The sequence below is a fragment of the Oscillibacter sp. KLE 1728 genome (assembly GCF_934833455.1).
In the GTDB taxonomy this organism is placed as follows: domain Bacteria; phylum Bacillota; class Clostridia; order Oscillospirales; family Oscillospiraceae; genus Oscillibacter; species Oscillibacter welbionis.
Genome location: NZ_CAKVVF010000057.1, coordinates 1 through 8,030 on the forward strand (window position 1 = coordinate 1; position 8,030 = coordinate 8,030).

Here is an 8,030-nt window from a genome sequence, read left to right on the forward strand (position 1 = left end):
TACTGACTCCACCTCATTTGATCTTTCTGTCTTATAGTATAAGCGGTTTTCCCGCGAACAATCATACAGTCTTTATTATACTGGCAGTTTCCTGGGAATGCAACACTAATTTGTGAACAATTTCCACCGATTCAGGCCTTTTGCCCGCTGTCCCTCTCCAGCGGCGTCAGGGCCGCTGCGGCGCAGACCACGTCTGCCGCTCCGGCCTCCCGCAGCACCCGGGCGCACTCTGCCAAGGTGGCGCCGGTGGTGCAGATGTCGTCCACCAGCAGGATACGATGCCCCGAGATCCGCTCCGGGTCCACCGCCTCATAGACCCCCAGCACATTGGCCCGGCGGGCGGCAGCTTCCTTCAGTCCCGACTGGGCGGGGTTGTGGACGGTCTTGCGCAGCAGCGGCAGCGGCTTCGTCTCCCACAGGCGGCAGGCGCTCTCCGCCAGCAGGCGGGCCTGGTCATACCCCCGCTGACGCAGGCGCCTGGGGCTGACAGGTACCCAGGTCACCGTGTCGAACGCTCCGGAGAAGTGCTCCGCCGCGCACCCGGCGATCAGCTCTCCCAGGGGCGCCGCAGCAGAGGACATCCCCCGGAACTTGAAGCGGTGGAGCCCCTCTCGGGCCAGGCCCTGGTACCACAGAGGCGCCGCGCAGAGAAAGCCGCCGGGCCCCCGGCGCAGGGCGTCGGCCCCCTCCGTCCAGGGAAGCTCCCCGCGACAGGCGTCACAGATGCCCGGTCTGTCCAAAACACGGCCGCAGAAGGGGCACTTGGCTGGGAAGATGAGGTCCAGGAGGGCGGACAGCAGGCTCATCGTTTCTCTGCCTCCGCCAGCAGTTCGTCATACGTGGTATGCAAAGCGTCACGGATACCCCGGAGCTGGGAAGCCTTGATATGCTGAGCCCCTCGTTCAATCTTCACCAGCGATTCCCGGGTGATTTCCACGCCCTCCAGCTGGAGCAGGCGGACCAGTGCCATGGGCTTGATGCCTCGATTTTTTCGGATCCGCCGAATATTGGCTCCAATCCGGATGTCCTGCTTGATCTTCTGCTCCTCCATAGACGCCTCCGCAACAGGACCTGTTTCGGTCCGATTTTGCTTTATTCTATGGAGGAAAGGTAAAAAAATGGGACCCATATGGGTCCGTGTTGCACGCCTGTTCTATGAAACCGTTGGCGTCAGTTTCCATCTGCAAAACTCAGCCATGACGGCTGGGCGGATACGCAGGGGACGCCGGATGGCGGCCTCGGGGTGTCTGCTCCCGCAGGGGCTGGTCCAGCAGGGATACAGCCCCCGTTTCTCTTTTGTCTTTCCAAAAGGGAAACGGGGGTGCATCTGCCCAGCCAGCAGCATAACTGCCCGTCCCGCGTCCAATGGGACGCACCCCATCCTCCACCGGCAGCAAACCTGGCGGCCTTTATCTCTCCGCCGGATCCGCAAAATGTGCCAGCCTCCACCGGAGGCCGGAATACCGCCGCTGCTGACGGTCGTTGGCCGCCATGGCCCGGATGGCCGCGTCGTCCCCCACCACGATCAGAAGCTCTCTTGCACGGGTCAGGGCCGTGTACAGCACCCCCCGCACCATCAGGGACGGCGCTGCCGGCATGGCCGCCAGCACCACGCACTGGTACTCGCTGCCCTGGGCCTTGTGGACCGTCATGGCATAGGCCAGATCGATCTCATTGAGCATATCCAGCGTGTACGTGGCGATCCGGTCATCAAAGTTCACCACCAGCAGCTCTCCGGACGGGTCGATCTCCACGATCCTTCCCACGTCTCCGTTGAACATGCCGGTGCCCACGGTGCCGTCCGCCTTTTCCCATACCACGTTGTAGTTGTTTTTCGTCTGCATGATCCGGTCTCCGGTGCGGAACAGCCGCTCTCCCCACTGGATCTCCCGTTTGTCCGCCGCCGGCGGGTTCAGCGCCGCCTGAAGACAGCGGTTCAGATTCTCCGTGCCGCTGGGCCCCTTCCGGGTGGGCGTCAGCACCTGGATCTGGTCCGCCGGGATGCCCATGTGGTCCGGCAGCCGGGTTTTGCACAGCTCCACCACCGTGGAGAGGGTCCGCTCCCCATCCCGGCGGCAGAGGAAGAAGAAGTCCCCCTGGTTGTTGGCCAGCTGGGGCGGCTGGCCCAGGTTCACCGCGTGGGCGTTGCGGATGATGGCCGACTGCTCCGCCTGGCGGAACACCTCCCGGAGGAACACCGTCTCCACCCTGCCGCTGCGGATCAGGTCGGAGAACACGTTTCCCGCCCCCACGGAGGGCAGCTGGTCCGCATCGCCCACCAGCACCAGCCGGGTGCCGGGCCGCAGGGCCCGCAGCAGAGCGGAGAACAGCGCCAGGTCCACCATGGACATCTCATCCACGATCACCGCGTCCGCCTCCAGCGGCTCCTTTTCCGTCTTTTGGAACGTCACCTGATGGGTGACGTCGTTCCAGCTCATCCCCAGCATCCGGTGGACCGTCTGGGCCTCCATGCCGGTCAGCTCGCTCATGCGCTTGGCCGCCCGCCCGGTGGGGGCCGCCAGGACGATCTCCAGGCCCATCCGCCGGAACAGGGCCACGATGCCCCGGACTGTGGTGGTCTTGCCGGTGCCGGGGCCTCCCGTGAGGACCAGCACCCCCGTCCGGGCGGCCAGCTCCACCGCCTGCCGCTGCAGGGGCGCATAGGTGATGCCCTGCTGGGCCTCCAGCTCGTCCACCGCCCGGCCCGCCTGGGCACTGCGGTCTGTATCCGCAGCCAGCAGCCCCGCCAGGCGGATGCAGGCGGAACACTCCGCCTCCCACAGCCGCCGGAGGTAGCAGGCCTCCACATTGGCCACCTGTTCCTGGACCACCGCGCCCCGTTCAATGAGGCTGTCCAGAGCCTGCTCCACCAGCTCCGCCCCGCTGTCCAGCAGCTGGGTCGTGGCGGAGATCAGCTTGTTCCGGGGCAGGAACACGTGGCCGTTGTTTTCATTGTGGCTCAGCTCAAAGGTCACCGCCGCCTGGAGCCGCTGGTCGCTGTCCGCAGCCAGCCCCATGCCCATGGCGATCCCGTCGGTGACGGAGAACTCCACCCCGCACGCCTCGCCGGAGAGGAGGTAGGGATTCTCCCGCACCTTCTCCAGCGCCGCGTCGCCGTACTGCCGCCGCAGCTCCATAGCCAGGACAGGAGGCAGCTGGTACTGGGCCAGAAAGGCCATCAGCCGCCGCAGGCCCATGTGCTGGCGGAAGCTCTCCGCGATCTCCTGGGCCTTGCGGGCGGTGACGCCTTTGAGCGTGGTCAGGCGCTCCGGCTCCCGCTCCAGAACGTCCAGGGTCTCCGCCCCGAACCGCTCCACAATCCGCCGCGCGGTGGCGGGGCCCACCCCCTTGCAGATGCCTGAGGAGAGATAGCTGAAGATCTCCTCCTCGTCCTCCGGCAGGCTCCGCTCCAGCTCCACCGCCCGGAGCTGTTCCCCGTGCTGGGGGTGGGTCTCCGGCACGCCGGAGACCGCCAGGTGCTCTCCCGGCGCCACGCAGGGGATACAGCCCACCACCGTAATCACCTCACCCTCCTCCGTCAGGAGGCGCAGGACCGTATAGCCGTTCTCGGCATTTTGAAAAATGATGCTATGTACCGTTCCCTCACAGGTGACCAGCTCTTCCATGCTCTTCCTCTTTCGTATGCTCGTTTTCGTCCAGGCGGATCACGGCGCCGTCCGTCAGCGCCACCCCCGGATCCCGGTCCGCCAGATAGGCCGCCAGCGCCCGGGCGTCCCGGGTCAGCCCACAGTCCGCCAGCACGATTCTGGCCCCGGGCAGGCGCCCCCGCAGGCGCCGCAGCTCCCGCACGTCCGCCTCCATGGCCAGGGCCTCTCCCCGCAGGGGCAGCACCAGCAGCAGCCCCGGCACCGCCGGCCGCCCCGCCCGGAAAAAGGCCCCTGCCACGATCCACACCAGGGTGGTCACGCCCACCGCGGAGAGGAACGCGATCAAACCGTCTTGCAGCAATGTCATCCCAAATCACCTCGGGATAGTGTATGCAACGGGGCAGATTCGGTGTTCCGGGGCGGGAGTGTTTGGGGTGCGTCCCATTGGACGCGGAATGGCAGCTATGATGATAGCTGGGCAATGCACCCCCCATTTTCTTTTCGGTCTTGCCGAAAAGAAAACGGGCCGTGCACGGTCCAAAAGAAAAGGCCGCTTGGACGCGCTCCGGTGCAGTGGCCCTCCGCGCTGACGGGGGTCGGCGTACCGGTGCCTGCTCCGATTTTGCCTAGCCTTCGGGCACGCTTAGGTCTTCTGCGGTTCCCCCAACTGCCGACCCGTGGCGGATGGTGCGGAGGTCGTCGGGGTGCAAGATCGCATTTGACCAGCTTCTCTTTTCGCGCGTTCCGCGTCGCTACGCGCTGGCTGGTTCTCCGCGGAAGCGTGAGCGGCAGCGGAAAGCGAAGCAGGGGTATCCCTGAACCTCCCCGGGCCTAAGGATTCCCCAAGGGCGGTGCGTTTCCGTCCCTGACTTCTGCAAGGGAGTGCCAACCATCCCCCGCCGGCGGCAGGAGGTCTGCGCTGGCGCAGACCGACCCGCCGAAGCGCTTTTTCTCTTCCACCGGGCGCGGCGCATTCTCTTTTTGGCGCAACCAAAAAGAGAATGGGGGGCGCATCCCGCCGGACAAGCCCCCCTGCGGGAGCAGAGATCCCCGAGCCCGCCGTCCGGCGGCCCGTCTCATGTTACCCCCGCTTGTCGCTTCGTCCCACCAGATAGTCGATGGTGACGCCGAAGTGGTCCGCCAGTTTCCAGACGTTTTCCAAATTCGGCAGATTGGCCCCTCTTTCAAACCGCTGATAATGTGATTCCGCAACCCCAATAGCTTCCGCTACCTGCACCTGTGTTTCGCCTCGTTCTTGACGTAGTGCACGTATCCGGTCCTTAAAAATGATTTCCATTGAATGCTCCTCTTGACACTAAAAATTTTTAGTGTTATTATCTTATCGTGCACTACAAAACTTTAGTGTTTTGAAAGGTGGTTTCTATGTCAGACTTTATGATATGGCTTTATCTCCACTACATCAAGCCCTACCTGGACACTGTCCCAGCGGACGACTATAACTTCCACATGGATATGATTCATAACGAGTTGGGTTATCACGCCTTGGAAAGCTATGAAAAAAACCTGGAGTTCACCGCCATCCACGCTTTCCTGCTGGGCCTGCGCACCGGCCGGGGCCTGCCCCGGGAGTGATTCACCGCCCGATGCCCAGCTCCCCCAGGATGGCTTCCTCTCTCGCCCGCATCCGGGCCTTCTGGGGCCCCTCGTCCAGATGGTCGTACCCCAGCAGGTGCAGAACAGAGTGCACCACCAGATAGCTCAGCTCCCGCCGTTTGGCGTGGCCGTACTCCCTGGCCTGGGCCGCCACATGCTCCATGGAGATCACCATGTCCCCCAGGGGCACCAGGCCGGTGCCCGGGTCCGCGTCCTCCGGTGCGGGCAGCTCCCCGGGCCGAAGGTCGAACTCCGGAAAGCTCAGCACGTCCGTAGAGGCGTCCACCTGCCGCATCTCCCGGTTGATTTCGTGAATGCCGCTGTCGTTCGTCAGCAGCACGTCCACCTCACAGGGAACGTCCACCCCCTCCGCCGCCAGGGCGGTGCGGATCACCTTGCGGATCAGGGCGCAGTTGCCCTCACTGGCGGCGCCGGGCACGTCGGCGGTGACGGGGATATAATGCCGCTTCGCCATCACTTCCGCCCCTTTCCGCCGTTTTTCGCGGTCTCGTACCGCTCATAGGCCTCCACAATCCGCTGGACCATCACATGGCGGACCACGTCGGCGTTGGTCAGCTCGCAGATGCCGATGCCCTCCACGTCCCGCAGGACCCGCATGGCCTCCTTCAAACCGGACGCCTTGCCGTCCGGCAGGTCGATCTGGGTCACATCGCCGGTGATGACGATCTTGGACCCGAAGCCCAGCCGGGTCAGGAACATCTTCATCTGCTCCCGGGAGGTGTTCTGGGCCTCGTCCAGGATGATGAAGCTGTCGTCCAGCGTCCGGCCCCGCATATAGGCCAGAGGGGCCACCTCAATGTTGCCCCGCTCCAAATACTTCTGATAGGTCTCCGCCACCAGCATGTCGAAGAGGGCTTCGTACAGCGGCCGCAGGTAGGGATCCACCTTTGATTGCAGGTCCCCGGGCAGGAAGCCCAGCCGCTCGCCGGCCTCCACCGCCGGACGGGTCAGGATGATGCGGTTCACCTGCTTGTCCCGAAACGCCTGCACGGCGGCGGCCACGGCCAGATACGTCTTGCCGGTGCCCGCCGGGCCCACGCCGATGGTGACGGTGTTCTTCAGGACGGACTTGATATACTCCTTCTGACCGATGGTCTTGGGCTTGATGGGCCGGCCCTTGGCGCTGATGCACAGTACGTCGCCGGTGAGCTCGGTGATCTGGGACTCCTTGCCGCTGCGCACCAGGCCGATGACGTAGCGGACGTTCTGCTCCCCGATGGCCTCCCCCCGCGAAGAGAGGGTCAGCAGGGCCTGGATGGCCTTGCAGGCCAGCATGGTGTCCTCCGGCTCGCCCTCCACCCGGAGCTCCCCGTCCCGGTTCACCACCGTGACGGAGAACTCCTGCTCCAGCAGGCGGATGTTCTCGTCAAAGGATCCAAAAATATTCACGGCCTGCTCCAGCCGCTCAATGCTGATTCGCTGTTCCAAGGTATCACTCCTGTATCTCCCGGGCATCAGCCGCCCGATTCTTCTGTGGGGTCTGTGTAGATGGGCACGGCCCGGCCGATCTCCTCCACACACTCCGCCGTCAGTGTCACCAGCAGTCCGTCCCCCTCCCGGCGAGAAGTGCACAGGGTAGAGCTGACGGTGCCGTAGGGGTCCACCAGAGTGTGGAGGTAGTCCGTGAGGATCGCCTCACCCCGGCTCTCCGCCTGGGCGGCGGAGACCTCGGCGGGGACCGTCTCGTAAAAACGAAAGGTCTCCTTCACAAAGGTGACCGGCAGCGGCAGCCCGAACAGGGACCACTGGGTCCTTTCGGTTATTTTATCATAGTTTCCCGTCCCGATGCTACTGTTTAAAAAGAATTTTACCCGATTTGTCCCAAAGACCAGGGAGTAGCCCTGTTTCTCCTCTCCGGTGTACTGCTTTTCCGCCACCGTCAGAGGCATTACTGTGGAGAGGGTGTACCAGGTCCGGGCCTCCACTTTCCCCATGCCGGTCAGGACCCGGGCGCCCACGGTCTCCGTGTCCTCCACGCCGGAGATCAGCAGCTCGCCCGCCTCCACCGACGTCCCCGGCAGCACGCACCGGACCCCATCCATCGCCTGGATGTCCAGGATCAGCCCGTCCCGGCGGGCCACCACGTTGGTGGGCTCCCGCTCGTCCACCGGCTCCGGCGCCTCCACCCGCTCCCGCACCTCTACATAGGCCCGGCAGCCGGAGACGTTCACTGTGATCCACAGCAGCTCCGGAATCTCCAGCAGCACATGGTTGCGGATGTCCTCCGTGTCCAGGGAGATGCCGAAGGTCCCGATCCCCACCCCCTGCCGCTGCAGCGCCCGCAGGATCTCCTCGTCTGTGACCCGCTGGTTCCCCTCCACCGTGAAGTCCCAGATGAAGAAGGAGCCGAAGAACAGCAGTGCGCTGCACAGGGTCAGTCCCGCCAACAGCGCGTGCCGCCGCCGGAACCGGCCCAGGAAGAAGGGTACCCCCTCCTTCCGCACCACGGTCAGCCGGCAGTCCAGCTGTTTCACCGCCCGGCGCAGGGCGTAGTAATCCCGCCGGTTCAGCCGGCAGGTGAAGGCAGTCTCGGACTCCCACTCCATATCCCAGAAGGCCAGGTTCCGGGCGCCGCACAGATTCAGCACCCGCTCCGGAAAGGGGGTCTCCACCCGGATCCGGACCTGGCCCTGGAGCCGGTTGACGATCTGATTCAGCATGGTGTCACCTCACCCACTCCACGGCGGCAATGTCCCCGCCGATCCGCAGCTCCTCCGCCGTCATGGCCATCAGGGCCAGGCGGGCGCCCCGGACCCGCAGCACGCCGCCGGTAGTGTTTACGTCGAT

At 64.6% G+C, this 8,030-nt stretch carries 9 protein-coding genes; 1 reads left to right on the forward strand and 8 read right to left on the reverse strand.

What is annotated here, in order from left to right; translation table 11 throughout:
- Positions 1–131: 131 nt before the first annotated feature.
- The 5 genes from QVE23_RS07610 to QVE23_RS07630 form a co-directional block, all read right to left on the reverse strand.
- A complete protein-coding gene (locus QVE23_RS07610) occupies positions 132–806 on the reverse strand; it encodes a ComF family protein (protein ID WP_276895415.1) in 675 nt (224 codons plus the stop codon).
- Positions 803–1,051, reverse strand: a complete 249-nt coding sequence (locus QVE23_RS07615) for a helix-turn-helix domain-containing protein (RefSeq protein WP_025545758.1) — start codon at positions 1,049–1,051, stop codon at positions 803–805. The genes QVE23_RS07610 and QVE23_RS07615 overlap by 4 nt, the downstream gene beginning before the upstream one ends.
- Positions 1,052–1,409: 358 nt before the next feature.
- Positions 1,410–3,626, reverse strand: a complete 2,217-nt coding sequence (gene recD2, locus QVE23_RS07620) for an SF1B family DNA helicase RecD2 (protein ID WP_287966729.1) — start codon at positions 3,624–3,626, stop codon at positions 1,410–1,412.
- Entirely contained in the window at positions 3,604–3,975 is a 372-nt protein-coding gene (locus QVE23_RS07625; RefSeq protein ID WP_273482017.1) for a hypothetical protein, read from the reverse strand. The genes recD2 and QVE23_RS07625 overlap by 23 nt, the downstream gene beginning before the upstream one ends.
- Positions 3,976–4,689: 714 nt before the next feature.
- Positions 4,690–4,905: a helix-turn-helix domain-containing protein gene (locus QVE23_RS07630; protein ID WP_273482018.1), complete on the reverse strand. Its 216-nt coding sequence runs from the start codon at positions 4,903–4,905 to the stop codon at positions 4,690–4,692.
- Positions 4,906–4,991: 86 nt separating this feature from the next.
- Here QVE23_RS07630 and QVE23_RS07635 point away from each other — a divergent pair, with 86 nt between their 5' ends.
- Positions 4,992–5,201, forward strand: a complete 210-nt coding sequence (locus tag QVE23_RS07635; protein ID WP_021751371.1) for a hypothetical protein — start codon at positions 4,992–4,994, stop codon at positions 5,199–5,201.
- A 1-nt stretch (position 5,202) separates the two neighbouring features.
- On the opposite strand, the gene ybeY is transcribed toward QVE23_RS07635, so the two are convergent.
- Genes ybeY through QVE23_RS07650 form a run of 3 tightly spaced genes read right to left on the reverse strand, consistent with a single transcriptional unit; the run spans position 5,203 to position 7,903 of the window.
- Positions 5,203–5,697 (reverse strand): rRNA maturation RNase YbeY, encoded by a 495-nt coding sequence (ybeY, locus tag QVE23_RS07640; protein WP_021751372.1) that lies wholly within the window; start codon positions 5,695–5,697, stop codon positions 5,203–5,205.
- Positions 5,697–6,698 (reverse strand): PhoH family protein, encoded by a 1,002-nt coding sequence (locus tag QVE23_RS07645; protein ID WP_287967870.1) that lies wholly within the window; start codon positions 6,696–6,698, stop codon positions 5,697–5,699. Before QVE23_RS07645 ends, ybeY begins: the two co-directional genes overlap by 1 nt.
- Entirely contained in the window at positions 6,698–7,903 is a 1,206-nt protein-coding gene (locus tag QVE23_RS07650; RefSeq protein WP_021751374.1) for a sporulation protein YqfD, read from the reverse strand. The genes QVE23_RS07645 and QVE23_RS07650 overlap by 1 nt, the downstream gene beginning before the upstream one ends.
- Positions 7,904–8,030 lie beyond the last annotated feature (127 nt).